A 25403-nucleotide genomic window follows, 5' to 3' on the forward strand; every position below is an offset into this window, starting at 1 on the left:
ACGCCTGGGGCGCATGAATGATTCGACGCGGGACGGCGGCGGCAGCCCGGACAGCAACGGAGCCGGCGACGCCCGGAACGGGAAAGAAGCCGGAATTATACTCGCGCCGGACATCGCGCCAAGCGCGAGAAGACGGAACAGGATGGTCATGACGTGATGCCTCGGAATGTTATCGGACCGCGCCGGGCTGGCCGACGCGGCGCTTTGGTGTCGTCTGTCGTCACGATGTCGATCGGACATGCTTGCCCTGGTCGACCGGCATCGCCGTCGCGGCGGCCCAGCGACCGGGAGCCTCGCTATTTAAGCATGGCGGGCCGGCAATGGGCAGGGGCCGCGCGCGCCAATAAAAAAAGCCCGGCCCGCATCGAAGCGGGCCGGGCCTTGACGGAACGCGTGCTGCTTACAGCGCGCCGCCTTGCGCCGACGCCGAACCCTTCACGCCGACCGATGCGCCGCCTTGCACTGCGTTAGCCGTGCCATCGAGCGCCTCGCCGGCCTTCGCCTTCGCGCCACCCGCGACGTCGCCTGCCGTCGACATCGCGCCTTGCGCATGGCTCTTCACCGAACCGGCGACGTGCTTCACGTGCGACTTCGTCGAGTGGACGGCCGATGCCGCCGCATCCTTCGCCGTACCGGCTGCGGAACCGACCGCCTGCGTCGCGCCGCCGACCGCATTGCCGGCTGCCGAGCCGACGCCGCCGACCGTCTTGCCGACGCCGTTCAGCGCGCCGCCAACCACATTGCCTGCGCCCGAACCCGAGCCCGCCGCATTCGCGCCGGCGCCGGCCTGCACACCCACGCCGCCGCCGAGCAGCGGCGTCTGGACCTGTGCGCCGACGCCAGCAGAACCCTGTGCGCCGGTTTGGGCCGTCTGTGCAAATGCAGCCGACGTCGCCATCGCCGTCAGAGCGGCACCCAGCAGGATCGTACGAATCTTGTTCATGGTCATTCTCCCCAAAGACGTTGTTGCTGCGGGCCGCCTTCGTGCGGCTTGTCGCATGCCTCACCGCGAAGTGCGGCAGGTGGGGCTAATGTAGCGGCGCCGGCGCGCAAAACGATTGAATTGCGGGGACTGTTACTTCGGTTGCAAATGCTGACGATTGACTCACACTGTTTGACAATCGAGGGCTCGCGGCGGGATGGACACCCTATTCGTCGGCGAACGGGAGCGGCGCTCCGCCTGGGTGATTCGCCCGATCGCCACGCATCGTCCCACCCGGCTGGTGAAGCGGCCAACCTATTTCATCAGCATTCCGAACGATGTGCATTGCTCGGCCATCCATGCGGCCTCGCCATGAAAAACGGCCCCGACCGCCCGTCGGCGGACCGGGGCCGTACGCACTCACCCAGTTACGGCCGGAACGTATCGCCGAGCACGACGCCTTCGCGACGCGGATCGGTACCGCCCTGCAACGCCGGCGACTGGCCGACCGTCACGCGCATCACCGTATTGACGCCGCTCGCCTGCGCCGACGTCGACACCTTGTGCCCGAGCGCGAGCAACCCCGTGATCAGCGGATCGTTCGCATCGTTGTTCGCCGTGTTGACGTTCGGATGCTCGCCGCCGATCGTGGTCGTCGGGCTGTTGCTCGCGCCGAAATCGACGAGCCCCGCGGACTGCTGCGCGTCGAGCCCCCAGTCGAGCGCGCCGACGAGCGTCTTGACCACGTATTGCGGAATCGTGCCGCCGCCCGGCGAACCGGTCGCCATCACGAAATCGCCGCGCGAGCCGTCGGCGGCCTGCCCGAACACGATCGTGGGCGCCATCGAGCTGCGCGGCCGCTTGCCCGGCTGCAGCCGGTTGGCCACCGGATTGCCGGACGTGTCGACCGGGTTCGCGGAGAAGTCGGTCAGCTGGTTGTTCAGCAGGAAGCCGTTGGTCATGTGGAACGAGCCCATGCTCGACTCGACCGTCGTCGTCGCGCTCAGCACGTTGCCGTCGCCGTCGACGATCGTGAACTGGTTCGTGCCGTGCTCGATCAGCGTCGTGTCGACACCGAGCGGCACCGCACCGAGATTGCCCGGCTGGGCGGTCCCCATGCTCTTGGTCGTGTCGATCAGCGCCGCGCGCGACTTCAGGTACGGCTTGTTCAGCAACGTGTCCCACGTGCCGCCGGGCAGCGGCACGAAATCCGTATCGGCCACGTACTTGTCGCGGTCGGCATACGCGAACCGCTCGGCCTCGGTGACGAGATGCACGCCCGCGACGGTCGGCTTGCCGCCTTCGAGATCGATCGCGGTCGGCTTCAGCGACTTCAGGTCGAAATTCTCGAGAATGCCGAGCGCCGACGCGACCGCGATGCCGCCCGACGACGGCGGCGGCATCCCGCACACCCAGTAGCTGCGATAGGTCGTGCACACCGGTACGCGACGCTTCGCCTGATAGGCGGCCAGATCCGCGACGGTCGTCTTGCCCGGCGTGAGCGTCGAGCCGTCCGCACCCTTCGTCACCGCGATCTTCGCGACGATGTCCTGTGCGATCTGCCCGGTGTACAGCGCATTCGCACCCGACTGCGCCATCAGCGCCAGCGTGCGCGCGTACGCGGGGTTCTTCAGGACCGTGCCGAGCGTCTTCGGCGAACCGTCGGCGTTCAGGAAGTAGGCGGCGGCCTCGGGATCGCGCTTCAGGTTCGTGGCGTTCGCCGCGATCGCGTCGGCGAGCCGGCCGCCGATCGGAAAGCCGTTGGTCGCGAGCGTGATCGCATCGCCGAACAGGTTCTGCCACGGCAGGCGGCCGTGATCCTGTTGCAGCGCCTCGATGAGCCGCGGCACGCCGATCGTGCCGATCGAGCGGCCGCTCGCGCGCGCGTTCGGCTGCGGCGCGGAATGGTCGGTCGCGTCGTCGACGTAACGCAGGTAGTTTTCCGTCGCGGCGGCCGGCGCGGTTTCGCGGCCGTCGTAGGCCTGCAGCGTCTTGCCGCGGGCATCGTAGTAGAGCAGCACGCCGCCCGATCCAAGGCCCGTCGCCTCGGGCACCGTCAGGCCGAGCACGGCCTGCACGGCGACCGCCGCATCGGCGGCCGTGCCGCCCTTCTTCAGCACCGCGCAGCCGGCCGCGCTCGCGTACGCGTTCGACGTGGCCACGAGGTAGGTCTTCGCGTAGACCGGTTTCATCCCGGTGCGATAACCCGACGACGCTTCCGGCAGCGACGGATCGCCCGGCTGGTTCGACCCGACCACGACCGTCGCACCGCTGTTGTCGACCGCGAGGCAGCTGGTGTCGGCTGAAGGTGTCGTCGCGTGACCCGCGTCGTTCTCGACATCGCCGCCGCATGCGGTCAGCAGCGCGGCCGCGAGCAATACAGAGGCATACGGAAAAATCGCTGTTCTGTTCATTGTTCGTCGATGTTCTTTTAGAGCGTTGCGATGGGCATCACGCTGCCTGCGACCCCCTCGGTGCGCGGGCAACGCGTTCGATAGTCCCATGAACAATTTTCTTTCCGCAACAAGGAAATGACGCAATGCGGCCGATCGTTGCACGTACAACGCCACCGAACCGGCTTGCCGGCCATTTGCTGCACTGCGTCGCGACGCGGCTTCGTTACGTTGCCGTCCGGCGACGCTTGCCGGCCACGCGGCCATCACGCGCGAAACCGTGCTCCATCGCTTCGATCGCTTCCGAGAAAAACTCGAGAAACATCGTCATCGCGACAGTCGCGCTCATGTCCGCGCGCTGGTAGATGCAGCTGAACGAACGCGCGCCCGCATCGGCGAGCGGCGTCCACGCGAGCCGGCCGGCCGCGACGTCGTCCGCGACGTTCTCCGCGATCAGGAAGCCGATGCCGGCCCCTTCGGCCGCGAGTCGCCGCACCATCGACACCGAACCCGTCTCGACCAGCGGCCGCGCGTTGCGCGGCTGCCGCGCATCGATCTGGTCGAACATCGCGCGCAGCTCCGTGTCGGGTGTCATCAGGAGCAGCGGATGGGCGAAGCAGTCGCGCATCCGCACCTTGCCGCCGGACAACGCCAGCGGATGGCCAGGTGCCGTGACGACACCCAGCGGCTGCGCGAACGCGCGCACCTCGACGACGCTCGCCGCCGTGCGCCGGCGCAGCGCATAGCCGATGTCGGCCTCGCCCGTCTCGACCCAGCGCACGATGCTCTCGCCGTTTCCCGAGCGCACGCTGTACGTGACGCCGGGATAGCGCTGCATCGCGGCCAGGATCGCGTCGGGCACGAGCTTCTCGGCCGTCGATGCGGGCACGGCCAGGTTCACGTGCCCGCGCCGCAGTGCGCGCAAATCCTCGACCTGCGTCAGCGCGTTGTCGAAGTCGCGCTGGCCGCGCCGCACGGCGGCGATCACGATCTCGCCGGCGAGCGTCAGCTGCATGCCGCGCGGCAGCCGGTCGAACAGCGGCACGCCGACCTGCTCCTCGAGATTGCGGATCTGCTGGTGCACGGCCGCGGCGGTCAGGTGCAGCGCGTCGGCTGCCTTGCGAATCGAGCCGCGCCGGGCGACCTCGTCGAAACAGCGGAATGTCTGCGATATCGAACGCATGAATGGACCGTTAGATTTTTCCGAACATGCCGTCAAGAATAATCCAGTTTCATTGACTCTCTGGATCGTCTAGATTGCGCTGCATTCCCGTGTTCGATTCGAATGGAGACCGCAGTGACGACCGTCGACCAGATTACCCAGCGCCGCCGCGGCGTCGGCCTCATCGCCCACGATCCCGCCCTGTCCGCGGGCGGCTACACGCTCATCGCGCCGCAAACGGCGGACGGCAACGTCTATCTCGTCGGCATCGACGGCGAGGTCGCCCATCAGTGGAAAATGCCCGTGCGCCCCGGCCGTCACGCGGTCATCCTCGCGAACGGCAACCTCGGCTACAACGGCAATCACCCGCAATCCGAATCCCGCTACGCGCCGTGGTCGATGTGGCATGGCGGCGACTTCTACGAGGTCACGCCGCAAGGCGAAACGGTGTGGCGCTACGAGGATCCCGCGCATCACCACGATGCGCAGTGGCTGCCGAACGGCAACCTGCTCTACGCCGCGTGCGAACCGGTCGACGCCGCGTTCGCGCGGCGCGTGCCGGGCGGTACGCCGCACGGCGACGACGACGTGATGTACGCGGACGTGATCCGCGAAGTGAACCGGGCCGGACAGATCGTGTGGGAATGGCACGCGCGCGAGCACCTGCGACCCGAGGATTTTCCGATCGCGGCCGGGTTCGGCCGCTATCACTGGCCGCTCGTCAACGGTCTCGCGGTCGACGCGAACGGGCGCGTGCTGATGAGCCTGCGCACGACGTCGGGGATCATCGGCGTAAACCGCGCAACCGGCCGCGTCGACCTGCACGTCGGGCCGGACGTCGTGTCGCACCAACATGCGCCCGTGCCGCTCGCGAACGGCAACATCCTCGCGTTCGACAACGGCAATTTCCGCCACGGCGCGCACGTCGTGTTCTCGCGCGTCGTCGAGATCGATCCCGCGACGCAACGCGTCGTCTGGTCGTACACGGACGACGTCGTGAACCTGTTCTACACGCCGTTCATGGGCAACGCGCAGCGCTTGCCGAACGGCAACACGCACATCACCGAATCGTCAACGGGCCGGCTGTTCGAAGTGACGCCGGCCGGCGAAGTCGTGTGGGAATACGTGATCCCGTGGTTCGCGGAATACCCGGACGAGGCCGCGCGCAAGACCGGCCCCGGCCAGCTGAACAGCGTGTTCCAGACGTTCCGCTACAGCGCCGCGCAACTGCCCTGGCTGCGGACCTGACGCGTCGTTCGCCGTTGCATTCCTGCCATCGTCGCCGTTCGCTTCCGAGGGGCCTGCCGTGTCGCACGATCCGATCTCACCGCCCGTCGATGCACGGTTGCCCGCGTGGCAGCTCGCGCTGTTCGGGCTGCAGCACGTGCTGTCGATGGCCGCGTCGCCGATCACGGCCGTCTTCCTCATCGCGAAAGTCCTGGCGCTGCCGGCCGACCTGACGGTCCAGCTGATCGGCGCGACGTTCTTCGCGTGCGGCGTCGGCACGCTGGTGCAAGCGCTCGGTGCCGGCCCGATCGGCGCACGCATGCCGTTCGTAATGGTGCCCGGCGGCGCACCGACGATGCTGTTCGCGGGCATCGCCGCGCAGTCGGGCCTGCCGACCGCCGCTGGCGCGGCGCTGCTCGCCAGCGCGTTCTACTGGGTGCTGCTGCCCGTGTTCACGCGCTGCCTGCGGCTCTTTCCACGCGTCGTCGTCGGCGCGATGCTGTTGCTCGTGTCGATCAACCTGATCCGGATCTACGCGGCGATCGTCGTCGGCCAGCCCGGCTCGGCCGACTTCGCGCAACCGCGCGCGCTCGGTCTCGCGCTTGCGACGATCGTCGCCACCGTCGCCGTCGCCGGTGCGTTTCGCGGCACGCTCGGGCGCCTCGCGGTACTGATCGGGTTGATGGCCGGCGCGACGCTCGGCTGGGCGCTCGACGCGATGCCGGCGCTCGCCGGCGTATGGCACGGCCCGTGGTTCACGCATCCGGTGTGGCTGCCGTTCGGGATGCCGCGCTTCGACGTGCTGGCCGCGCTGCCGCTGCTGATCTTCACCGCGATCTCGATGGCCGAGGCCACCGCGCAGACCGTTGCCGTCGGCGAGACGTGCGGCAAGGCGGTCTCGATGACGCGCGACGTGCCGAAGACGATACGCGGCGATGCACTGGCGTCGCTGGCCGGCGCGCTGTTCGGCACGCCGCTGATCGTGACCAGTGCCGAGAACATCGGCGTCGTACAGACGACCGGCGTGCGCTCGCGCTACGTGACGGCCGCCGCCGGCGCAATCCTGATCGTCATTGCGCTGTTCGCCCCGCTCGCGCGGCTCGCGTATGCGATTCCGGCCGCCGTCGTCGGCGGCACCGCGCTGGTCGTGTTCGCGATGATCGGCGTGATGGGCATCCGGCTGCTCGCCGGCGTCGACCTGCACGCGCGCGCCAACCAGTACACGCTCGCGGCCGCGCTGGTGGTCGGTCTCGCGCCGATCCTGGTGCCGAACCTGTATCGTCAATTCGGCGCGCCCGTCCAGATCGTGCTCGGCAACGGCATGGCGGCTGGCACGCTCGCGGCCATCGCAACGCAACTGGCATTCGCCGCGCTCGCGCGGTTGAGCGGACAGACGCAGGCAAGCGTGCCACCGGCACCTTCGCGCGAAGCGTAACGGCGATAACGGGCAGCGCGGCGCACGCTGCGCTCCGCTTGACGACATCCTCCGTTCGACCGGCAAGCGCCGCTCTCTCCTGGCTCCGGCACGCGCGTCTCCTCGGCGCCGCGCCGGCTTCGGGTATATCGGCATCATCATCGCGATGGAAACGGCGACGGCCTTGCCGTGCCGGATCGGCGCGGTCCGGTTGCTGCGCGCGCCGCGCCGGCGAAGCGGCGTTCCGCACGGCCAAGGCACACGCGATCGCCGGCCTGACGCTCGGCCTCCTCACGTGACAGGTTGCGTTCATGTCGGTCGGCGGCGAATGGTTCGGGATGGGGATGTCGAGGCAATGGAACGGCGTACCGGACGCGTTCCGCTTCTTCATCACGCTGCCGCTCGTGCTCGTCTACCTGACGATGAACACCGACGGAATCGACGAGACGCGTGTCGCGCCGAACGGATGGACATCGGGACGATTGCCGGCGTCACCGCGTCCGGCTATAAATCGTGGATGAACACGAATCGCTGGATTCACGACCCCGTCGGCGCGTTTCGCGCATGGCAGGAAACCGCCGCGACGGGCGCCGGCCGCCGGCCGTTCGCGCCGCGTTCGGTCGTGCAGCACGTCGCGATGTTCGAGCGGTTCCTGCGCCATCTGACCGCACAGCGCGTGTCGCTGGTCACGTTCGGCCCCGACCACGTCGCGGCGTTCCTAGCGGAACTCGACCGTACCTGCGCACCCGGCACGTCGACGCGCGTGCGCTATGCGAAGCTGATCGACCGGCTGGGGCGGCATCTGGTCGACACCGGTGTGCGGACGATCCACCCGGCAGGACGGACGACGCGCGATCTCGCCTGGCCGGCCGGCGAGCCGGAGCCGTGCTACCTGCCGCCCGACGCCGACGCGGCGCTGCAGCGCCATGTCCAGCCTCGGCCGGACGACTCGCCCACCGACTGCCGGAATCGCGCGATCGTCGCGCTGCTGCTTGCCAGCGGTATCACCTCGGCCGAGATTCGTGCGATGCCCCGCGCCGCGCCCGATCTCGATGCGCAGCCACCGGCGTTGTCCGTGCCGCGCGATCGCGCGCGGCCGGCGCGCCGGGTCGAACTGGCCGAATTCGCGCTGGCGCCGCTCGCCGCGTGGCACGCGTATTCGACGGATACGCCGGCACCGGCGCTGCTGTTCCCCGCACCGCGCGGCGGTGGCGCGATGAACGACATGTTCCTGCTGCTCGTGGTGCGCGAAGCGCTCACCGCGATCGGCTTCCACGCGGCGGACATGAGCCCGCGCGTGCTGCGCAACACGTATGCGCGCCGGCAGTTGCTCGCGGGCCACACGCATGCCGAGGTCAGTGCGATGCTCGGCCTCGTCAGCACGCGAACGGTCACGCGCATCCGGCAGACGCTGCCGCCGGACGCAGCCGCGGATCGCGCTGCGCACGAACGCTGAACGCACCCTTTTCCTTCCCGTTCGTTATGCGCCCGACTTCGACTGGATCAGGCGCAGGATTCGCGTGTCGTACGGCGATTGCATGACTTCCGCGATGCGAATCTCGGATGCGGCCGGATGCAGCGGATTCAACAGGAAGTTGTGCGCGTGCGGCACGACGACGCTCGGCACGCGCAACAGCGCGCTCGGCCGCGTATGCAGCCATTCGGTGCCGGCGCTGCGGGTCCAGTCGACGTTCGTTTGCCAGTCGTCCGGTGCGTCGCCTTCCGCGATTTCGGCGACATCCACCGAATCGGGCACGTCGATCCGCAGCAGCTGGTATCCGCTCGGCAATTGGGCAACGGTGGCGATTTCGAAATGAACGAGCGTCTCGAGCAGCGCGAGCGCCGGGTGTTCGGCGAGATAGACGACGGGCTGCCCGGCAAAATGCCAGCGCCCGCCGGCCCGCAACCCGCCGATGCCCTTCAGATCGGCGTAATTGCTGATCCGCCACAACGTCGTCAAGCGAAATACCCCTCGTCGATTTGCGTGAGGACTTCCTCGACGAGGCGAGCACCGTGCTCGGTGCTCGCCATGTCGAGCGACGTGCGGCCGCCGAAGCGCTGCAACCCGTTGCGCAACCACGCCATCGCCTTGTCCTGGTCGCCGAACGTGGCCGTCGCCTGCGCGACGATGCGCGCGAGGCGGATCGCCTTGTCGGATTCCTCCGGCGACAGGCGCTCGTGCGCCTGGCGACGATGGCTCAGCGTGCGGCGCGGAATGATGAAGGCCAGTTCGTCCGATTTCAGCCCGCGCTCGGACAGCCGGTCGATCACCGATACGTCGACACGCGCGCTCGCGAGCTCGGCCAGATCGGCGCCCGAACGGACACGGATCGCCAGCAGCTGCTCGAGAATCGTGAATTCGGCCTGGCGCGGATGCGCGACGCCTGAAGGATGAAAAGCGATGGTGCTCATGACCTCTCTCCGGCAATTTGCCCAACCATTATAGGCGTTTTGCCGGAAACTTGCGGGAGGACGAGCCAAAGCTGCTGTCGTCGGCCGGTCGACGGGCTCGGCCAAGGATCCCCCTCCTGCCCCTGGCAGCAGCGTCTGAGGATGCGAATCGAAGATTCGCTTCGATGAGGCGGAACCACTATTCAGTATATAAAGTCCGCTGAAATGTCTTACGGTTGTCACGTAACAACCCTTTTATTGAATTAAATCGCGCCGCTGAACCGGCATCTGCCATCCCGCAATGTACATTTGTCGACCGGAGCGCCCGGCCCGGCTACTCGCCGACCGCCATGACGAAACACGTCCCGCGGCCCTCTCCCTCCGGATTCGCGCCCCGATCCCGCACTTCTCGCCATCGCTCATGAACATCCGGTTCGAGATCTCATCGCCGTACGGCCCCACTTGAAGCTGTCGTCGAACCATGTCGAGCCCATGTCGACGCAGCGGGTGTCGGATACGTCCTGAGTATGGACGCCATCAGAACGCCGGTCCCGGTCGAACATCCGGCAGGGCAACGCCCCTACTCCCATAGGCAGCTACCCTGCCACCGGCACGCACGGTTCCGCCCGGTGCAGCGGAACGTGCGCGATACCCGATGCAATCAGCCGGCCCACGTCGACGACCGGATCACGCTGCAGAAATTGCCGGCGCGGAAATGCGGATCCTTGTCCGCGATCACATCGGCCTTCACGTTGCCGAACGTCGTGCCGGGCTTGTGCTTGATCCCGTCGTAGAACGCCTGAATGATGTCTTCCTTGAAGTGCGGCGTACGCGGATGCGCGCGAACGACGGCCTCGCGCTCGACGTCGCTGTATTCCGGATACGTGAGGCCCAGCACGTCCATCTCGACGCCCGCGGTGACGAGCGCGATCACCGGATGCATGTGCTGCGGAATACCGGGCGTGGTGTGCAGCGCGATCGAAGTCCACACAACGTCGATATCCTGCTGCGAGATGCCCTTGCCCTTCAGGAAATCGCGGGCGGCATTGGCGCCGTCCACTTCGAAGCGCTCGCATGCGCTGCTGTGCTGGTGAGTGAGCCCCATGTCATGAAACATGCAGCCGCAGTAGAGCAGCTCGGGATCGTACTCGAGCCCGCGGCGCCGGCCCGCCAGCGCCGCGAAATAGTAAACGCGGCTCGAATGATGGAACAGCAGCGGCGACGCGGTATCGCGAACGAGTTCGGTGATCTCGCGCGTCAATTGGCTATCGGGGATGGCGATGCCTGCAACGTTCTCAGTCATGATTGACCTCCATTGAAAACACTCCCGATTTTCCAAAGCCCGATAGCTGTCTTTAATAGACGTATTACGTCAAATCCTGCCATTTCGCGCGATGGACGGACGTGATGCCCGCGTGACCGAAAAAACACCGAAAAAGGGCTCCGCCGCCTCGCTCGATGCGCCACCGGCCCCTCTATACTGCTGCGCATCACCTTAGATACCGCACGCATCCGATCACCATGCCGAAGGTCGTGGGAATTTTCGCCGTCCCGGGCGTTCAACTGCTCGATGTCTCCGCACCGCTCGACGTGTTCGCACAGGCGAATGCCGAATGCGGGAGGCCGTTCTATGCATTGCGGATCATCGCGAGCGAATCCGGTCCGATCCGCAGTTCGTCCGGTGCGCAACTGCTGCCCGACTGGATCGTTCCCGACATCCCGGAGCGCATCGACACGCTGCTGGTCGCGGGCGCGCCGAGCGCGGGCCGCGTCACGCTGCGCACCGATGTCCTCGCGTGGCTGCGATCGGCGGCCGTGCAGAGCAAGCGCTACGGCTCGATCTGCACCGGCGCGTTCATCCTCGCCGCCACCGGCCTGCTGAAAGGCCGCCGCCTGACCACGCACTGGGCCGCCGCCGACGCGCTGACAGAAGCCTATCCGTCGCTCGCCGTCGATGCCGATGCGCTGTACGTGCGCGACGGCAAGCTGCGCACGGGCGCCGGCGTCACGGCCGGGCTCGATCTCGCGCTCGCGCTGGTCGAGGAAGATCTCGGCCGCGAGATCGCACGGCGCGTCGCCGCGCAACTGGTGATGTTCTTCAAGCGCCCTGGCGGGCAGCTCCAGTTCAGCCGCAAGGGCGAAGCGCGCCCCACCGGGCGCTCGGTGCTGCAGGAGGTACAACGCTGGATCGCGGCGAATCCGGAACTCGCGCATTCGGTAGCCGACCTGGCGAAGCATGCGGGCATGAGCCCCCGCCACTTCGCGCGGCTGTTTCGCGCCGAGGTGGGCATGACGCCGGCCGCGTGGGTCGAGGCAACCCGCATCTCGGCGGCCCGCCAGTTGCTCGAGAACGGCCACGACACGCCGAAGCAGGTCGCCGCGAAATGCGGCTTCGCGAATGTCGACACGCTCAGGCGGTCGTTCACCCGCCACGTCGGGATTACGCCGGCCGAGTACCGGAAACGGCAGGCGGTTCCTGTGGAGTGATAGGACAACGCATCGACGATGGCGACTGCATCGGGCAACTATTTCGGAATGCGATGTAATTGAGCGTCACGCGGCAATGGGCGGTTTGACGGTATCGAGCCCTGTCGGGCTGAATCCGGAGCGCTCATCGGCGTATGCCCGCGGCCCGTCACGCCCGCAATCATCGGATGAAACCGCCACTCACGCCGATCGTTTACCCAGTTGCAATAATGAATCACTGGAACGCGTATTTCCGACCGGTAACGCGATCGCTACGATGCAATCAACCGCTGAACGCAACGAGCGAAGCGAGAAATCCATGAAAACCGGAGGTCACCATGAAGTCGTTCATCACCGCTGTCGTCGCCGCAACCGCCCTGTCCGCCTCGTACGGCGCATTCGCACAATCGAACCCGTCGGGCCAGCTGACGCGCGCCCAGGTCCGTGCGGAACTCGTGCAGCTCGAACAGGCCGGCTACAAGCCCGAAGTCTCCGATCAGTATTACCCGCGCGCGCTGCAAACCGCCCAGGCGCGTGTGACGAACGCAGATGAAGCCGGTTACGGCGCCCAAGCCGCCGCCGGCGTGCGTGCCGGCCGCGCAATCGCGGTCAAGCAGGAAGGCCGCGACTCGGTCTATTTCGGCCAGTAAGCCGATCCCGCGCGCGTATCCCGGTACGCGCGCGGTACCCGCAACACCCCGCGCCCGTTCATCGGGGCGGGGTGTTTGCTTTTCGGCCACCCGCTCCGGACACCGATCACGTGCGGCACAGCACCGTTCACGCAGCCAGTGGATGTTTGCGCATAGAATGGCCGCGTGGTCGGCGCCGGCCGACTCGAACGCGAGCGGCACCACGACGCCCGGCATGCCCGATCGTCGCCGCGCCCGCTGGCCGGCCCGATGCCGCGCTCAACGCATTTTTCGAAAAGGAGCGGTTTCATGTCTCAAACATCCGGTTCCATGATCACGTTTCGCCGCCCGGACGGCCAGGAACTGCAGGGCTATCTCGCGACGCCGGCAAAAACCGAAGGCGCGCCTGCCGTCGTCGTCATCCAGGAATGGTGGGGGCTGAACGACCAGATCCGCGGCGTCGCGGACCGCCTTGCGCGCTGCGGTTACTTCGCGCTGGTACCCGATCTGTATCGCGGCAAGTCAACGGTCGAGGAAGAAGAAGCGCACCACCTGATGACCGGGCTCGATTTCGGCGATGCCGCGTCGCAGGACATTCCCGGCGCCGTCACGTATCTGAAGACGCTGGCCTCGCGGGTCGCGATCACGGGCTACTGCATGGGCGGCGCCCTCACGCTGCTGTCGCTGCAACACGCCGATGCGGATGCGGGCGTGACGTGGTACGGCTTCCCGCCGCTCGACTACATCGATCCGGCGAAGCTCAAGGTGCCGCTGATGGGCCACTGGAGCACGCAGGACGCATTCTTCACAATCGACCAGGTCGACGCGCTGGAAAAGAAGCTGACCGATGCGAAGGTCGGCTTCGAGTTCCATCGCTATCTCGCGCACCACGGGTTCGCGAACGAAACGGCCGTGGGCCCGGGCCGCATCTCCAGCACGCAGTTCGATCCGGTGTGGTCGCAAATGGCCTGGGATCGCACGCTGACCTTCTTCGGCCGTACGCTTTGGACGACACAGGCGTAACGTAACGCGACGCCCTTCGCGGGCGGCCGTGCAAATGAAAACGCCACGGACGCAAATCCGTGGCGTTTTCATTTCCGCATACCACCGGTTCGAAACGACAGGCGCGGCTGCCCGCCCCTGCGCTTCGTTGCGCTTACCCGTTCGTCGCAGCCGCCTTGTCGTAATCGACCGGCGCATCCGGCGCGCGCGGCGTTTCGCCGGCCCGCTGGATCCACCCGCCGCCCAGCGCGCGGTACAGGTCGACCAGGTTCGTCCAGCGCGCCAGACGTGCGTTGATCAGCGTCTGCTGGGCCGAGTACAGGTCCGTCTGCGCGGTCAGCACCGACAGGTAGCTGTCGACGCCGTTCTTGTAACGCAGGTCCGACAGATCGAAACGGCGCTGCTGCGCGTGCTCGTTGCGCTCCAGCGCCGCGATCTGCTGGTCGTACGTGCCGCGTGCGGCGAGACCATCCGCCACTTCGCGGAACGCCGACTGAATCGCCCGCTCGTAGTTCGCGATCTCGATGCGCTTCTGCACGTTCGCCAGGTTCAGGTTCGCGATGTTCTGGCCGCCTTCGAAGATCGGCATCGTGATCTGCGGCGCGAACGACCACGCCGCCGTGCCGGCCTTGAACAGGCCGCCGAGCGTCGGGCTGCCGGTGCCGAATGCGCCCGTCAGCGAGATGCGCGGGAAGAACGCCGCACGTGCCGCGCCGATGTTCGCGTTCGCGGCCAGCAGCGTCTGCTCGGCCTGCATCACGTCCGGACGACGCGTCAGCAGATCCGACGGCAGCCCGGCCGGCACGTCCGTCAGCAGGTTCTGCGCGTCCAGCGGCATGCCCGCCGGCAGGTCGTCCGGCAGCGGTTCGCCGATCAGCAGCACCAGTGCGTTCAGCGCCTGCGCACGCGCACGCGCCTGCGCCTGCTGGTTCGCGAGCGCCGTCTCGACCACCGTCTGCGCCTGACGCAGCTCGAGCTCGGAGCCCGTGCCGTTGTCGAACTGCAGCTTCGTCAGGTCGTACTGCGCCTGCGCGGACTTCAGCGTGTTCTCCGTGACCTTCAGCAAGTCGTCGGTCGACAGCAGCGTCAGGTACCGGTCGGCCACGGAAGACACCAGCGAGATTTCCGACGCCTGCCGTGCGTACGACGTCGACAGGTACTGCGCGAGCGCCTGGTCCTTCAGGCTCTGCACGCGGCCGAACAGGTCGAGCTCCCACGATGCCGACAGCCCGACGTTGTAGGCACGCGAGATATACGGCGCATCGGTCGTCGACAAGCCCTGCGGCACGCGCTGGACGTTGCCCGTGCCCGTACCGTCGAGCGTCGGGAATAGGCCCGCGCGGGTAATCTGGTACTGCGCGCGCGCCGCCTCGATATTCAGCACCGACACGCGCAGGTCGCGGTTGTTCTTCAGCGCGATCTCGATCAGCCGCTGCAGGCGCGGATCGACGAAGAATTCGCGCCAGCCGATGGTCGTCGCCGCCTGGCCGTTCGCGCTGCGCGCGCCGGCCGCACCCGGCTGCGTCGCGTAGACGCCGCCGGCCGGGTACGCCTGCGCGACGGGCGCATCGGGCCGCTTGTAATGCGGCGCCATCGTGCAGCCCGTGGCGAACAGCGCGGCGGCCAGTGCCGCCATCGTTGCAGTCAAAGCATGTTTTTGCATCGTTACCGCCCCTTCGAATCGTGTGCGTCGTCGTGACCGCGCTGCAGGTCGCCCTGCACGAGACGCCATGCATCATCGACGTTTTCCGTCTCGCCGCTGAAGATCGCGCGAACCCGCACGAAGAACATCGGGATCATGAAGATCGCGAGGAACGTCGCCGTGATCATCCCGCCGATCACGCCCGTACCGATCGCATGCTGGCTGGCCGAGCCTGCGCCGTTGCTGATCGCGAGCGGCAGCACACCGAGCATGAAGGCGAGCGACGTCATCAGGATCGGGCGCAGTCGCAGGCGCGCCGCCTCGATCGCCGCCCGCACCGGCCCCATGTTTCCGGTCGCCTGCAACTCACGCGCGAACTCGACGATCAGGATCGCGTTCTTCGCGGACAAGCCCACGGTGGTCAGCAGGCCGACCTGGAAGAACACGTCGTTCTCGAGGCCGCGCAGCATCGTCGCGAGCAGCGCGCCGACCACGCCGAGCGGCACCACCATGATCACCGAGAACGGGATCGACCAGCTTTCATACAGTGCCGCGAGACACAGGAACACGACGAGGATCGAGATCGCGTACAGGATCGGCGCCTGCGAGCCGGACTGGATTTCCTGGAACGACAGGCCGGTCCACGAATAGCCGATGCCTTCCGGCAGCTTGCTCGCGAGCGCCTCCATCGCGGCCATCGCCTGGCCGGTCGACTTGCCCTCCGCAGCCTGCCCCTGGATCTCGATCGACGACACGCCGTTGTAGCGTTCGAGCTTCGGCGAACCGTAGATCCAGTGGCCGCTCGAGAACGCGCTGAACGGCACCATCCCGCCCGAACTGTTGCGCACGTACCAGATGTTCATGTCCTCCGGCGTCATCCGGAACGGCGCATCCGACTGCACGTAGACCTTCTTGATCCGGCCGTCGGTGTCGAGGAAGTTGTTCACGTACTGCGACGCCCACGCGATCGAGAACGTCTGGTCGATCGCAGCGGCCGTGACGCCGAGTGCATTCGCCTTCTCGCGATCGATGTCGACCTTGTACTGCGGCGTGTCGTTCAGGCCGTTCGGGCGCACGAGCGCGAGCGCGGGATCCTTCGCGGCCATCCCGAGCAACTGGCCGCGCGCGGCCATCAGCGCTTCGTGGCCGAGACCGGCGTTGTCCGTCAGCTCGAAGTCGAAGCCGGCGGCCGTGCCGAGTTCGGGAATCGACGGCGGGTTGAACGGAATCACCATCGCGTCCTTGTAGGTCGAATAGTGCGCAAAGGTGCGGCCGATCAGCGCCTGGACCTTCTGGTTCGAACGCTGGCGCTGCTCGTACGGTTTCAGCTTCACGAACACGAGGCCCGCGTTCTGGCCGCGGCCCGCGAAGCTGAAGCCGTTGACCGTGAACACCGAGTCGACCACGTCCTTCTCCGCGGTCGTCAGGTACGTATTGATGTTGTCGAGCGTCTTGCCGGTCGTCTCCTGCGTGGAGCCGGACGGCGTCTGCACGATCATGAACATGTAGCCCTGGTCTTCATCGGGCAGGAAGGATTTCGGCAGGCGCGTAAACATCACGCCGACCGCGATGAACACGGCCAGGTAGATCACGAGCCAGCGGCCCGAGCGCCGGATCACGTGATTCACGCCGCCCGTGTAGCGATCGCGGCTGCGATCGAAGGTCCGGTTGAACCAGCCGAAGAAGCCCTTCTTCTCTTCGTGATGCCCTTGCGGAACCGGCTTCAGGATCGTCGCGCACAGTGCCGGCGTCAGGATCAGCGCGACGAGCACTGACAGCACCATCGCCGACACGATCGTCAGCGAGAACTGGCGATAGATCGCACCGACCGAGCCGCCCGAGAACGCCACCGGCACGAACACCGCCGACAGCACGAGCGCCACGCCGACCAGCGCGCCGGTGATCTGGCCCATCGCCTTGCGGGTCGCCTCCTTCGGCGACAAGCCCTCTTCCGCCATCACGCGCTCGACGTTCTCGACCACCACGATCGCATCGTCGACCAGCAGGCCGATGGCAAGCACCAGGCCGAACATCGACAGCGTGTTGATCGAGAAGCCGGCGACGCCCATGATCGCGAACGTGCCGAGCAGCACGACCGGCACCGCGATCGTCGGGATGATCGTCGCCCGCAGGTTCTGCAGGAACAGGTACATCACGAGGAACACGAGCACGATGCCCTCGATCAGCGTCTTGACCACTTCCTCGATCGACAGGCGCACGAACGGCGTCGTGTCGTACGGGTAGTGGACGACCAGACCGTGCGGGAAATACTTCGACAGCTCGTCGATCTTGGCCCGCAACGCAGTCGCGGTCGCCAGCGCATTCGCACCGGTCGCGAGCTGGATGCCGAGACCGGCCGTCGGCTGCCCCATGTATTTCGTGTCGAACGTATAGTTCTCCGAACCCAGCGCCGCGCGGCCGACGTCCTTTAGTCGAACCTGCGAGCCGTCCTGGTTGACCTTCAGCAGGATGTTGCCGAACTGCTCGGGTGTGCGCAGCAGCGTCGATTCGGTGATCGTCGCCTGCAACACCGTTCCCGGCTTCGCCGGCGTGCCGCCGATTTGGCCGCCCGCGATCTGCACGTTCTGCTGCGTGATCGCCGTCGATACGTCGATCGGCGTAAGGCCGTAGTTGGTCAGGCGGGTCGGGTCGAGCCAGATCCGCATCGAGAACTGCGAACCGAGCAGCAGTGTCTGGCCGACGCCGTTCACGCGGCTCAGCGGATCAAGCACGTGCGAGGCCACGTAGTTCGTCAGGTCCTCCTTCGACATCCTGCCGTCCTCGGAGTTGAACGCGAACCACATCAGCCAGTTGCTGCTCGACTTCGTGACCTGCATGCCGAGCTGCTGCACGACTTGCGGCAGGTTCGGCGTCGCGAGCGACAGCTTGTTCTGCACCTGCACCTGCGCGACGTCCGGATTCGTGCCCGGCGAGAAGGTCAGCGTGATCGTCGCATTGCCCGAGTCGTCGCTCGTCGACGACATGTACAGGAAGTTGTCGAGACCGCTCATCTGCTGCTCGATCACCTGCGTCACCGTGTCTTCCACCGTCTTCGCGGATGCGCCCGGGTAGTTCGCCTGGATCTGGATCGTCGGCGGTGCGATCGTCGGATACTGCGCGATCGGCATCTTGAAGATCGATGCGACGCCGGCCAGCATCAGCACGATCGCGATCACCCACGCGAAGATCGGGCGATCGATAAAGAACTTGGCCATGAAACGGACTCCCTGTTATTGCGCGGCCGACGCGGCGGCCGAACTCGCAGCAGCATTGGCGGCGGTACTCGCCGGCGTGGCACCCGCCGCTACGGCGGACGCCGCATCCGGCGCCGGCGCGAGCTGCGCCTCGACGGTCTTCACGGTCGCACCCGGGCGCACCTTTTCGCCGCCCTGCACGATCACGTGATCGCCCGCCTGCAGACCGCCTTCGACGATCCAGTTCTGACCCTGCATGCCGGTCGTCTTCAGCGGACGCGGCTCGACCTTGTTGCTGGCGTTCACCACCAGCGCGATCGCCTGCCCCTTCTGGTCGTGCGTGACGCCGATCTGCGGCACCAGGAACGCGTTCTCGTTCACGCCCTCCTCGATCCGCGCGCGCACGAACATCCCCGGCAGCAGCACGCGGCCCGGGTTCGGAAACACCGCGCGGATCGTCACCGAGCCGGTGGTCTGGTCGACCGTCACGTCCGAGAACTGCAGCTTGCCCGCTTCCGAATAGGTCTTGCCGTCTTCCAGGATCAGCGACACCTTCGCCGCGCCCGGGCCGCTCGTCTTCAGGCGCCCGCTCTGCACGTCCTGGCGCAGCTTCAGCCCTTCGAGGCTCGACTGCGTGAGGTCCACGTACACCGGATCGAGCTGCTGCACGGTCGACATCAGCGTCGCCTGGCTCGCCTGCACGTACGCGCCCGGCGTCACTTGCGAGATGCCGACGCGGCCCGTGATCGGCGACACGACATCCGTATAGCCGAGGTTGATCTGCGCGGTGTCGACCGCCGCCTTGCCGGCCGCGACGTCCGCCGCGGCCTGGCCCTGCGTGGCCACCGCGTTGTCGTAGTCCTGCTTGCTGACCGCGTTCGCGGCCACCAGCACCTTGTAGCGCGCGACCAGCGCGTTCTGCGTGACGAGGTTCGCCTGCGCCTTCGCGAGCGTCGCCTTCGCGCTGTTCAGCGCGGCGACGTACGGCGCCGGGTCGATCTTGTACAGACGCTGACCGGCCTTGACGTCGCTGCCTTCGGTGAATTCACGGCGCAGCACGATGCCGTCGACCCGCGCGCGCACCTGCGCGACGAGGAACGCGCTGGTGCGGCCCGGCAGGTCGGTGAAGACCGGTACGGCCTGCGGCTGGACGGTGACGACGCCGACTTCAGGTGTTTGCGGCGGCGGTGCCGATTCTTTTTTTCCGCAGGCAGCCAGGAAAACCGCGGCTGCCGCGACAGTGATCAAGCGGTATGGAACCCGTTCGACGCGCATGGAGCGACCTCTCACAAATAGACGACATTCAATGGGAATCACCAGATCTCCTCGCGGCCTGCATGCGCGGGCGGAATGCTCTCGCTTCCGTCCGACACGCATGCGGGCACGTGCTTCGGGTGTGCGGTGCACCCTGCGGAGCGTTCGTTTGCCGAACTGCTTCCGTAAAAAGGAACGGCGAGCCCGCGGCCCCGACGGGCACGCGTTGCCGCGGCGGCCAGCCGGGACGCTAGCGCGCGGGCCGGAACGCGGCGCCGGCGAATTCGATGAACGCGCGCGCGGCGGCCGACAGACGCGCGGCACGCACATGCGCGAGCTTCAGCGTGACGGGCGCGAGCGGGCGAACCGGTGCGATACGCACCAGCGTGCCGGCCGCCAGATCGGCGTCGACGAGATACGCGGGCAGCACCGCCGCGCCCATGCCGGCCACGGCCAGCCGTCGTGCCATCTCGAGATGGCCGACGCCCGCATTGCCGGGTGCCGAGCCCGGTCGAATCGCGGCCGCAGGGTCGTCGTCGGCCGCCGGCGGTTCGAACCGGACGGTCGTGAGATCCGGCCAGCCGCCCGATGCCGCCGCGCCGCCCTGTGCGGCGACGTAACCCGGCGCCGCGACGCGCACGGATTCGTACGCGGCCAGCGTATGCAGCGCGTGCGCACCGGATACCGGCATACCGTCGATCAGGAATGCGACGTCGATGTCCTCGGCAGTCAGGTCGACGTACGCATCGGTCAGCGTCACGGTCGGCCGCACGTCCGGAAACAGGTGCACGAAACGATCGAGCAACGCGCTCAACTGGCTGAGCCCGAACGCGACCGGCGCGGCCACGCGCAACGCCCCTTCCGGCTTGCTGCCCATCGCGACGAAACGGCCGTCGATCTCGTCGATCGCGCCCAGAATCCGCTCGACGCGCGCGAGATACAGCTCGCCGATTTCCGTCAGCGACTGGTGGCTGGTGCTGCGTTGAAGCAGGCGCGCGCCGAGCCGCGTTTCGAGCGCATCGACCAACCGGCTCGCCATCGCCGTCGACACACGCAGCCGCGTCGCCGCGCGGCGGAACCCGCCTTCTCTTGCCACCGTCACGAATGCCCGAATCGATTGAAGTTGGTCCATTTGTCCGGATTCCCCTGCGCGGACGGCTGCCGTTCCACCTGCACCCGCCGGCACGTCGCGTGCCGATCCGCATCAGCCCGGCCAATGCAGCGGCGCCGACGCCGGCCACGCCGGGCCGGTCGGCACGCTCGCGACGGGCGCGAGCCGGCATACAACGGGCACAAGCCAGCCTCGGCCGGCCCGATGTACGATCATTCGATAGCAGTCCTGAGTCTTTTCCAGCGATTCGCGGCGGCAACACGTGCGGCAGCGGCAGCGGCAGCGGCAGCGGCAGCGGCAGCGGCAGCGGCAGCGGCAGCGGCAGCGGCAGCGGCAGCGGCAGCGGATCATGCGACGGTTTTGCCTGCGTCACACGAACGCACTGGAACACATTTCTTTCAGCAGGTGCAATGGTATGAAAACCACCGGGAAATAGCTTGCCCGATCCTGCGATTGTTTTGCCTTAATTTCCGAATTTGTGCGCTGCACACCTCGCAACGACGGGCGATGCGACCACCGACCATGCAGGTCCGGATGATCGGGCTAATTTCCGACAGGTTTGGGCAATCCGGCGCACGCAACTGGTCGTACGATGTGACCGCCGTGCCGGCGCCCCTGCCTGTTTCTCGACGGGGAATCGCCGCCGCGCACCTCGCCTCGCTCACTCCGCCATCCGCTCACGCAACATGGAAACCGACGCCCGAACGCCACCGCAACCGCGCCCCCTGCCCGATCACGCCCCGCGGTCGCCGGCACGGCCGCACGCGGCCCGGCTCGCGGCGTTGATCGCCGCCTACGCGCCGCACGACGGGTGGTTCGACCTCCCGGTGCGCGGCATGCGCATCTCACGCGCGTCCGGCGCGCCGGCGCAGTGGAACCACGGCGTGCACCACGCGTGCATGAGCATCGTCGGGCAAGGCGCGAAGTCGATGCGGGTCGGCGACGACACCTACACGATCGACGAAGCGCGGATGCTGGTCGCGACGGCCGACGTGCCCGTCACCGGCCGCGTGACGCGCGCAACGCCCGCCGAGCCGTTCCTTTACGCGCAGCTCGAACTCGATCCTGCGCGCATCGCCGCGCTCACGCCACGCGTGTTCCCGCGCGGGTTGCCGAAAACCGTCGACTGCGGCGCGCTCGACACGCACGACGCGACGCCGGAAATCGTCGACGCCGTCGCGCGGCTGATGCAGTTGATGGCGCAACCGGTCGAGCTCGACCTGCTCGCGCCGCTGATCGTCGACGAAATCCTCATTCGGCTGCTGTGCGGTCCGTCGGGTGCACGCGTCGCGCAGGTTGGCGAGGCCGGTTCGACGGCGCAGCGCATTTCGCGCGCGGTCGCGTGGATTCGCGACCACTACCGCGATCCGATGACGGTCGACTCGCTCGCGCGGCAGGTCGACATGAGCCCGTCGACTTTTCATCACCACTTCCGTGCGGTCACGTCGATGAGCCCGTTGCAATGCCAGAAGGTGCTGCGACTGCAGGAGGCGCGCCGCCTGATGTGCCTGTCGGCGATGGATGCGCGGCAAGCGTGCCGCAGCGTGGGCTACGTCAGCGCGTCGCAGTTCAGCCGCGAATACGCGCGGCTGTTCGGCGACGCGCCGGGCCGCGACGTCGCGAGGCTGCGAGGCGAAGCGGTGCCGCTGTCGCGCGTCGCGCCATAAGCCGCTTCACGCGGGCCGTATGCGCGTGCGTGCCCCGCCCTTCTTCCCGCTCTCATTCGCCCGTTCGGCCAGCACGGCTTCGTCGATGCACGGGCGAAGTATTCGGCCGACGACGTGGGCACCACGCTGTCGCGAAACAAAAGATACAGGTGGCGAGCCGGGTGTGCGCCAATAGCCAGCGCCGCCATAAAATATAGGAATACGTATTATTTAAGCTAGTAAGGATCGGTATGCGGCGCTCGCGCACCGCACCATGCCTGAATCAGGAATTGCGTGACGCGCAGGACGCGGTCACCGCAGCCTCGTCGGCGGCCAGCAACTCGGGCACGCATTCGCGCAGGAAATCGACGAACGTGCGGATCTTCGCGTCGAGATACTGACGCGACGCGTACAGCGTATAGACCGTCAGCTTCTGCAACCGGTATTCGGGCAGCACGCGCACCAGCGCACCGCTCGCGAGCCCGGGCAGGGCGGCCGGGATCGGCAGCGAGCCGATCCCGAGGCCGGCACGCAGCGCGGCGCCAAGCGCTTCGGCGATGTTTACCTGGAAATCCGGCAACGGCAGCTCGAACGTTTCACGACCATTGGGGCCGTCGAGATGCCAGCGGTCCCGCGGAAAGAGCGACGTGACGATCTGCAGGCACGCATGACCTTCGAGGTCGCTCACCGTGTGCGGCGTACCCCGCGCCTTCAGGTACGCGGGTGACGCGCACAGCACGCTGCCCACGTCACCGAGCCGCTGCGACACGAGCCCTGAATCGGGCAGTTCGGTCGTGCTCAACTGCAGCGATACGTCGTAGCCTTCGTCGATGATGTCGGGCACGTGCTGCGACAGCGTCAGCTCGACCGCGACCGACGGATAACGCTCACGGTAGCGCACGACCGCGGGCACCACGTAGGACTGGCCGAAACTCGTCGTCGCGTGAACGTGCAGCCGCCCCGACGGTTTCGCCTGTGCGTCGGCCGCCTCGGCTTCCGCTTCGTCGATATAGCCGAGGATCCGCTGGCAGCGGTCGAGATAGCGCTGCCCGGCGTCGGTCAGCGCAATGCGGCGCGTGCTGCGGTTGAGCAGGCGCGTGCGCAGATGCGTTTCGAGTTGTGCGACCGAACGCGATGCGTAGGCCGTCGTGATGTCCAGGCGATGGGCCGCGCTCGTGAAACTGCCCTCCTCCGCAACCCGGACGAAAATGCGCATCATCTGTAACGTGTCCATCGACCTGTCCCCGGGATTGAGATCACGTCGCGCCGCCGTGCGGCCTGGGTGCCGGCGGCTCCGGCACAGGCCGGTCTGGCGCGAATTGTGCGGAACAGTACAGCAGCGCTGCAGGCGTGTCCAGTTCGCCGTACGCGGCGTAATCCGGATGCCGAATCGTGCCGTGGAATCGCTTGTCGCATGGCATCCGGGCCGCGCGTGCACGCACCCGAGCATCAACGGGCATTGGGCATCGGGCCGGCAAAAACGCCCCGCCGGCCGCGATGCCGCGGCGCAATTTACGCCCTCCCCGTTTCGCGCGTCACGCAGCGGCCGCCACGTCGAAAGGATTGCGCAACACGATCGTGTCGTCACGCTCCGCACCGGTCGTGATCATCGACACCGGTGCGCCCGCGACCGCTTCGACGCGCGCGATGAAATCCTGAGCGGCGCGCGGCAGCGCCGCGCGCTCGCGCACGCCCTTCACGGTGCCATGCCAGCCGTCGAATCTTTCGTATACAGGCTTCGCGCGCGCCTGCGCATCGAGACTCACAGGCAGATGGTCGACACGCGCACCGTCGAGTTCGTAACCGACGCACAGCGCGATGGACTCGAAGCCGTCGAGCACGTCGAGCTTCGTGATTGCGAGCGAATCGATGCCCGAGATCCTGACGGCCTGACGCAGTTGTGCGGCATCGAGCCAGCCGCAGCGTCGCGGCCGGCCGGTATTGACACCGAATTCCTGCCCGCGCGCGCGCAGCGCTTCGCCGGTGACGTCGTTCAGCTCCGTGAGGAACGGGCCGCCGCCGACACGCGTCGCATACGCCTTGGTCACGCCCAGCACATGGCCGAGCTTCGACGCGCCCAGGCCGGTGCCGGCCGCGGCGGCCGACGCCACGGTGCCCGACGACGTCACGAACGGGTACGTGCCCCAGTCGATATCCAGCATCACGGCCTGCGAACCCTCGAACAGGATGCGCTCGCCGCGATCGGTCGCGTCGTTCAGATCGGCCCAGACAGGGCGCACGAACGGCAGGATCTTCGGCGCGAGGCCGACCAGCGTCGCCAGCATCGCGTCGCGGTCGTATTCGTCGAGCCCCAGGCCCCGGAACCACGCGTTGTGATGATCGACGAGCACGTCGAGCTTGGCGGCAAGCCGGCCAGGCTCCGCGAGATCGCCGACGCGCAGACCGCGGCGCCCGACCTTGTCCTCGTAGGCCGGCCCGATCCCGCGCAGCGTGGTGCCGATTGGTTCGCGGCGCTGGCGCTCCTGCGCCTGGTCGATTGCGCGGTGAATCGGCAACACCAGCGTCGCGTTCTCGGCGATCGACAGATTGTCCGGCGTCACCAACAGCCCGAGCCCGGCCATCCGCCCGATTTCCGCGAGCAGCGCTTCCGGATCGAGCGCGACGCCGTTGCCGATCACGCCGCGCTTGCCGCGCACGATGCCGCTCGGCAGCAGCGCGAGCTTGTACGTCTTGTCGCCGACGACCAGCGTATGGCCCGCGTTGTGGCCGCCGTTGTAGCGCGCAACGAGATCGGCCTGGGCCGCCAGCCAGTCCACGACGCGCCCCTTGCCCTCGTCGCCCCATTGGGCGCCTACTACCACCACGTTCGGCATGCTCCGCACTCCATGTGAGAAATTCAGACACTCGTTCGGCCGTGCCGGCCGTTTGTGTGCCATATTGGCGGAGCTGGATCGCCCGATCAAACGATTAAACCTGAACCTTCGTGTGA

The 25403-nt window shown here is 67.2% G+C and carries 20 protein-coding genes and 1 pseudogene; 9 read left to right on the plus strand and 12 right to left on the minus strand.

Going from position 1 to position 25403, the window contains the following annotated elements; translation table 11 throughout:
• Window positions 1-400: 400 nt before the first annotated feature.
• On the minus strand, window positions 401-943 hold the full coding sequence (locus G3N62_RS17325) for a hypothetical protein (protein ID WP_124671311.1): 543 nt from the start codon (window positions 941-943) through the stop codon (window positions 401-403).
• Between the two features lie 196 nt (window positions 944-1139).
• On the opposite strand from G3N62_RS17325, the gene G3N62_RS17330 reads away from it, so the two are divergent.
• Window positions 1140-1298, plus strand: a complete 159-nt coding sequence (locus G3N62_RS17330) for a hypothetical protein (RefSeq protein WP_185733146.1) — start codon at window positions 1140-1142, stop codon at window positions 1296-1298.
• A gap of 52 nt (window positions 1299-1350) precedes the next feature.
• Here G3N62_RS17330 and G3N62_RS17335 read toward each other — a convergent pair whose 3' ends face one another.
• Both G3N62_RS17335 and G3N62_RS17340 read right to left on the minus strand, forming a co-directional pair.
• Window positions 1351-3336, minus strand: coding sequence for a gamma-glutamyltransferase family protein (locus tag G3N62_RS17335; protein WP_124671310.1), 1986 nt, complete (start codon window positions 3334-3336; stop codon window positions 1351-1353).
• 205 nt (window positions 3337-3541) lie between these two features.
• Window positions 3542-4498, minus strand: coding sequence for a LysR family transcriptional regulator (locus tag G3N62_RS17340; RefSeq protein WP_059557380.1), 957 nt, complete (start codon window positions 4496-4498; stop codon window positions 3542-3544).
• Between the two features lie 102 nt (window positions 4499-4600).
• Here G3N62_RS17340 and G3N62_RS17345 point away from each other — a divergent pair, with 102 nt between their 5' ends.
• The 4 genes and pseudogenes from G3N62_RS17345 (at window position 4601) to G3N62_RS17360 (ending at window position 8574) form a co-directional block, all read left to right on the plus strand.
• A complete protein-coding gene (locus G3N62_RS17345; RefSeq protein WP_034191116.1) occupies window positions 4601-5725 on the plus strand; it encodes an aryl-sulfate sulfotransferase in 1125 nt (374 codons plus the stop codon).
• A gap of 58 nt (window positions 5726-5783) precedes the next feature.
• Window positions 5784-7139 (plus strand): uracil-xanthine permease family protein, encoded by a 1356-nt coding sequence (locus G3N62_RS17350; protein ID WP_124671309.1) that lies wholly within the window; start codon window positions 5784-5786, stop codon window positions 7137-7139.
• A gap of 121 nt (window positions 7140-7260) precedes the next feature.
• Window positions 7261-7639, plus strand: a pseudogene (locus G3N62_RS17355) (DUF2165 domain-containing protein); the annotation flags it as partial.
• Window positions 7636-8574, plus strand: a complete 939-nt coding sequence (locus G3N62_RS17360) for a site-specific integrase (protein ID WP_124671308.1) — start codon at window positions 7636-7638, stop codon at window positions 8572-8574. The pseudogene G3N62_RS17355 and the gene G3N62_RS17360, both read left to right, overlap by 4 nt.
• Window positions 8575-8598: 24 nt before the next feature.
• Here the strand turns inward: G3N62_RS17360 and G3N62_RS17365 are convergent, their stop codons facing one another.
• The 3 genes from G3N62_RS17365 to G3N62_RS17375 form a co-directional block, all read right to left on the minus strand.
• Window positions 8599-9078 carry an RES family NAD+ phosphorylase gene (locus G3N62_RS17365; protein ID WP_124671307.1) on the minus strand — a complete coding sequence of 160 codons (480 nt, stop codon included), beginning with the start codon at window positions 9076-9078 and terminating at the stop codon, window positions 8599-8601.
• Window positions 9075-9530 (minus strand): antitoxin Xre/MbcA/ParS toxin-binding domain-containing protein, encoded by a 456-nt coding sequence (locus tag G3N62_RS17370; RefSeq protein WP_031403156.1) that lies wholly within the window; start codon window positions 9528-9530, stop codon window positions 9075-9077. The genes G3N62_RS17365 and G3N62_RS17370 overlap by 4 nt, the downstream gene beginning before the upstream one ends.
• 640 nt (window positions 9531-10170) lie before the next feature.
• Window positions 10171-10812 carry an HD domain-containing protein gene (locus G3N62_RS17375; RefSeq protein WP_124671306.1) on the minus strand — a complete coding sequence of 214 codons (642 nt, stop codon included), beginning with the start codon at window positions 10810-10812 and terminating at the stop codon, window positions 10171-10173.
• Between the two features lie 218 nt (window positions 10813-11030).
• Here G3N62_RS17375 and G3N62_RS17380 point away from each other — a divergent pair, with 218 nt between their 5' ends.
• From G3N62_RS17380 to G3N62_RS17390, 3 genes are all read left to right on the plus strand, one after another.
• Window positions 11031-11996 carry a GlxA family transcriptional regulator gene (locus G3N62_RS17380; RefSeq protein ID WP_034191111.1) on the plus strand — a complete coding sequence of 322 codons (966 nt, stop codon included), beginning with the start codon at window positions 11031-11033 and terminating at the stop codon, window positions 11994-11996.
• A gap of 317 nt (window positions 11997-12313) precedes the next feature.
• Window positions 12314-12625 (plus strand): DUF4148 domain-containing protein, encoded by a 312-nt coding sequence (locus G3N62_RS17385; protein ID WP_034191126.1) that lies wholly within the window; start codon window positions 12314-12316, stop codon window positions 12623-12625.
• Window positions 12626-12913: 288 nt separating this feature from the next.
• On the plus strand, window positions 12914-13627 hold the full coding sequence (locus G3N62_RS17390; RefSeq protein ID WP_034191110.1) for a dienelactone hydrolase family protein: 714 nt from the start codon (window positions 12914-12916) through the stop codon (window positions 13625-13627).
• 133 nt (window positions 13628-13760) lie between these two features.
• Here G3N62_RS17390 and G3N62_RS17395 read toward each other — a convergent pair whose 3' ends face one another.
• The 4 genes from G3N62_RS17395 to G3N62_RS17410 form a co-directional block, all read right to left on the minus strand.
• Window positions 13761-15269 carry an efflux transporter outer membrane subunit gene (locus tag G3N62_RS17395; RefSeq protein WP_206141264.1) on the minus strand — a complete coding sequence of 503 codons (1509 nt, stop codon included), beginning with the start codon at window positions 15267-15269 and terminating at the stop codon, window positions 13761-13763.
• A gap of 2 nt (window positions 15270-15271) precedes the next feature.
• Window positions 15272-18463 carry an efflux RND transporter permease subunit gene (locus G3N62_RS17400; protein WP_175868201.1) on the minus strand — a complete coding sequence of 1064 codons (3192 nt, stop codon included), beginning with the start codon at window positions 18461-18463 and terminating at the stop codon, window positions 15272-15274.
• 15 nt (window positions 18464-18478) lie between these two features.
• Window positions 18479-19717: an efflux RND transporter periplasmic adaptor subunit gene (locus G3N62_RS17405; protein WP_206141265.1), complete on the minus strand. Its 1239-nt coding sequence runs from the start codon at window positions 19715-19717 to the stop codon at window positions 18479-18481.
• A gap of 229 nt (window positions 19718-19946) precedes the next feature.
• Complete coding sequence (locus G3N62_RS17410) at window positions 19947-20828, minus strand: LysR family transcriptional regulator (RefSeq protein ID WP_034191715.1); 882 nt, start codon at window positions 20826-20828, stop codon at window positions 19947-19949.
• 815 nt (window positions 20829-21643) lie between these two features.
• On the opposite strand from G3N62_RS17410, the gene G3N62_RS17415 reads away from it, so the two are divergent.
• Window positions 21644-22474 carry an AraC family transcriptional regulator gene (locus G3N62_RS17415; RefSeq protein ID WP_226252510.1) on the plus strand — a complete coding sequence of 277 codons (831 nt, stop codon included), beginning with the start codon at window positions 21644-21646 and terminating at the stop codon, window positions 22472-22474.
• Window positions 22475-22736: 262 nt separating this feature from the next.
• Here the strand turns inward: G3N62_RS17415 and G3N62_RS17420 are convergent, their stop codons facing one another.
• Window positions 22737-23687 (minus strand): LysR family transcriptional regulator, encoded by a 951-nt coding sequence (locus G3N62_RS17420; RefSeq protein ID WP_034191717.1) that lies wholly within the window; start codon window positions 23685-23687, stop codon window positions 22737-22739.
• Between the two features lie 301 nt (window positions 23688-23988).
• Window positions 23989-25287, minus strand: a complete 1299-nt coding sequence (locus tag G3N62_RS17425; protein WP_124671244.1) for an adenylosuccinate synthase — start codon at window positions 25285-25287, stop codon at window positions 23989-23991.
• Window positions 25288-25403: the final 116 nt, after the last annotated feature.

It is taken from the genome of Burkholderia sp. Tr-20355, from assembly GCF_017104685.1.
Classification (GTDB): domain Bacteria; phylum Pseudomonadota; class Gammaproteobacteria; order Burkholderiales; family Burkholderiaceae; genus Burkholderia; species Burkholderia seminalis.

Bases quoted from the DNA above. Each gene is read 5' to 3' on its own strand.
- G3N62_RS17410 (WP_034191715.1), bottom strand. From the start codon at position 20,828: ATGGACCAACTTCAATCGATTCGGGCATTCGTGACGGTGGCAAGAGAA.
- G3N62_RS17375 (WP_124671306.1), bottom strand. From the start codon at position 10,812: ATGACTGAGAACGTTGCAGGCATCGCCATCCCCGATAGCCAATTGACG.
- G3N62_RS17360 (WP_124671308.1), top strand. From the start codon at position 7,636: ATGAACACGAATCGCTGGATTCACGACCCCGTCGGCGCGTTTCGCGCA.
- G3N62_RS17405 (WP_206141265.1), bottom strand. From the start codon at position 19,717: ATGCGCGTCGAACGGGTTCCATACCGCTTGATCACTGTCGCGGCAGCC.
- G3N62_RS17345 (WP_034191116.1), top strand. From the start codon at position 4,601: ATGGAGACCGCAGTGACGACCGTCGACCAGATTACCCAGCGCCGCCGC.
- G3N62_RS17420 (WP_034191717.1), bottom strand. From the start codon at position 23,687: ATGGACACGTTACAGATGATGCGCATTTTCGTCCGGGTTGCGGAGGAG.
- G3N62_RS17370 (WP_031403156.1), bottom strand. From the start codon at position 9,530: ATGAGCACCATCGCTTTTCATCCTTCAGGCGTCGCGCATCCGCGCCAG.
- G3N62_RS17400 (WP_175868201.1), bottom strand. From the start codon at position 18,463: ATGGCCAAGTTCTTTATCGATCGCCCGATCTTCGCGTGGGTGATCGCG.
- G3N62_RS17425 (WP_124671244.1), bottom strand. From the start codon at position 25,287: ATGCCGAACGTGGTGGTAGTAGGCGCCCAATGGGGCGACGAGGGCAAG.
- G3N62_RS17340 (WP_059557380.1), bottom strand. From the start codon at position 4,498: ATGCGTTCGATATCGCAGACATTCCGCTGTTTCGACGAGGTCGCCCGG.
- G3N62_RS17380 (WP_034191111.1), top strand. From the start codon at position 11,031: ATGCCGAAGGTCGTGGGAATTTTCGCCGTCCCGGGCGTTCAACTGCTC.
- G3N62_RS17390 (WP_034191110.1), top strand. From the start codon at position 12,914: ATGTCTCAAACATCCGGTTCCATGATCACGTTTCGCCGCCCGGACGGC.
- G3N62_RS17335 (WP_124671310.1), bottom strand. From the start codon at position 3,336: ATGAACAGAACAGCGATTTTTCCGTATGCCTCTGTATTGCTCGCGGCC.
- G3N62_RS17385 (WP_034191126.1), top strand. From the start codon at position 12,314: ATGAAGTCGTTCATCACCGCTGTCGTCGCCGCAACCGCCCTGTCCGCC.
- G3N62_RS17325 (WP_124671311.1), bottom strand. From the start codon at position 943: ATGAACAAGATTCGTACGATCCTGCTGGGTGCCGCTCTGACGGCGATG.
- G3N62_RS17330 (WP_185733146.1), top strand. From the start codon at position 1,140: ATGGACACCCTATTCGTCGGCGAACGGGAGCGGCGCTCCGCCTGGGTG.
- G3N62_RS17395 (WP_206141264.1), bottom strand. From the start codon at position 15,269: ATGCAAAAACATGCTTTGACTGCAACGATGGCGGCACTGGCCGCCGCG.
- G3N62_RS17415 (WP_226252510.1), top strand. From the start codon at position 21,644: ATGCGCATCTCACGCGCGTCCGGCGCGCCGGCGCAGTGGAACCACGGC.